General features: G+C 40.0%; 3 protein-coding genes. 2 read left to right on the top strand and 1 reads right to left on the bottom strand.

Annotation, left to right across the window (positions count from 1 at the left end; all coding sequences use genetic code 11):
* Window positions 1-115, bottom strand: a 115-nt coding sequence (locus KKB09_01095) for a transposase (GenBank protein ID MBU4299789.1), incomplete at its 3' end; no start/stop codon positions are given.
* 172 nt (window positions 116-287) lie between these two features.
* On the opposite strand from KKB09_01095, the gene KKB09_01090 reads away from it, so the two are divergent.
* Both KKB09_01090 and KKB09_01085 read left to right on the top strand, forming a co-directional pair.
* On the top strand, window positions 288-1,742 hold the full coding sequence (locus tag KKB09_01090; GenBank protein MBU4299788.1) for a type I restriction-modification system subunit M: 1,455 nt from the start codon (window positions 288-290) through the stop codon (window positions 1,740-1,742).
* On the top strand, window positions 1,739-2,108 hold a 370-nt coding region (locus tag KKB09_01085), incomplete at its 3' end, for a DUF1016 domain-containing protein (GenBank protein MBU4299787.1). The genes KKB09_01090 and KKB09_01085, both read left to right, overlap by 4 nt.

Below are 2,108 nucleotides of genomic sequence, written 5' to 3'. Positions count from 1 at the left end.
TTAAGACAGACGGGCTGACACTGTGCGCCCTGCACACTTCAGCCAGCGATGTGGCTTCCAATTCGCGCACAACGGATAGTTTGAATTCCTTTGTAAATTTTCTCCTCAGCTTCATTTTTGCACCCCTTTAAGTGTTCTGTACGAAGCTTAACTAATTGTCCACTTTTAGGGGTGCAGTCCAATGCCTACTTTGGGCGCGTCTTTGGCGGATAAAGGTTAATAAAAGAGCGCGAGGAAGTATATATTGATAAAAAGCGCTCAAAAGGCGATTAATAGAGGAGAATAAAATGTTTGAACAAATTTTTAAAAATATAGATGATGTTCTTTGGAAAGATGCCGGCTGTAGCAGCGAATTAGATTATGTAGAGCAAACATCTTGGATTCTGTTTTTGAAATATCTCGACGACCTTGAAAAAGAAAAACAAACTTCTGCGGAATTGGCCGGGAAAACTTATGCGAGTATAATTAAACCTGAGTTTCAATGGGGTGTGTGGGCAGTGCCTAAAGGCGTAGACGGTAAATTAGATGATAATAAAGCACTCACTGGAGACGATTTAACAGATTTTGTTAATCAAGAATTATTCCCTTACTTCAAAAAATTTAAAGCAAATGCAGAAAGCGCAGACACAATCCACTACAAAATTGGAGAGATTTTTAGCGAACTAAAGAATCGAATTCAAAGCGGCTATAATTTACGCGAGGTAATTAATTTAATTGACGAGTTGCGTTTTGGTTCTAATGCTGAAAAACACGAAATGTCTCATTTATATGAAGGAAAAATCCAAAATATGGGCAATGCCGGCAGAAACGGCGGAGAATATTACACCCCGCGCCCGCTCATTAAAACAGTTGTAAAGGTTGTGGCGCCGACTATCGGAAACAAAATATATGACGGCGCAGTCGGCTCGGCAGGCTTTTTATGCGAAGCGTTCGAATATCTGAAAAACAGCAAAAATCTCACGACTAAAGATATGGAAACCTTGCAGAAAAGCACATTTTATGGCAAAGAGAAAAAATCGCTTGCATATATTATCGGCATTATGAATATGATTTTTCACGGAATCGGGTCGCCAAACATAGTTCATACGAATACTTTGGCAGAAAATATTACCGACATTCAAGAAAAAGACCGATATGACATTGTTTTGGCAAATCCGCCTTTTGGCGGCAAAGAAAGAGCAGAAGTTCAGCAAAACTTCCCGATTAAAACCGGAGAAACCGCATTTTTGTTCCTGCAGCATTTCATCAAGATACTGAAAGCCGGCGGCAAAGGCGGCGTTGTCATAAAAAATACATTTTTATCAAACACAGATAACGCATCAGTAGCGCTAAGAAAACACTTGCTTGAGAATTGCAACTTGCATACAGTTCTGGATTTGCCGGGCGGCACGTTTCTCGGCGCAGGCGTAAAAACAGTTGTGCTGTTCTTTGAAAAAGGCGTTCCGACACGAAAAGTTTGGTATTATCAATTAAATCTGGATAGGAACTTAGGCAAAACCAATCCATTGAATGAGAATGATCTGGCTGAATTTGTTACATTGCAGAAAACGAAAGCGGATTCGGCAAATTCATGGACAGTGAATATTGGTGATGTGAATGTAGATACTTTTGATCTGTCTGTGAAAAATCCCAACAAAAAAGAGGAAGCTGCGCTTCGGGAACCGCAGGAAATTCTGGACGAAATCGCAGCGCGCGACAAAGAAAGCGCAGAGATTCTCAAATCGATAAAGGTATTGATATGAAAATGATGAAACAGATTGATGAAAATATCTCAAGTCCGGAGTATCAGGAGTTTCTTGCTGAAATAGTGAATATGGTGCAAAATCACCGCGCACTTGCTGTACAGACCGTTCAAACCGTTTCAAACCTGTTGTATTGGAATATTGGCGAATTGATTATACAAAAGCAAGAACAATACGGCTGGGGTAAATCAATTGTAAAACAATTAAGCAAAGATTTGAATATATATATATATATTGGCGAAGGTGTAAGCTGGTCGCCACGTAACCTCTGGTTTATGAGGCAATTGGTGGATGAATACTCAAAAGTGAAACAGCCTGTTTCACTTTTAGAAAACCTGAAACGGCTTGTGTCAGAAGTTCCGTGGG

It is taken from the genome of Nanoarchaeota archaeon (genome assembly GCA_018897155.1).
Lineage (GTDB): Archaea > EX4484-52 > EX4484-52 > EX4484-52 > LFW-46 > LFW-46.
Note: the sequence above shows the minus strand (reverse complement) of the source record. Positions and strands in the feature narration are given on the sequence as shown.

Bases quoted from the DNA above. Each gene is read 5' to 3' on its own strand.
- KKB09_01090 (MBU4299788.1), top strand. From the start codon at position 288: ATGTTTGAACAAATTTTTAAAAATATAGATGATGTTCTTTGGAAAGAT.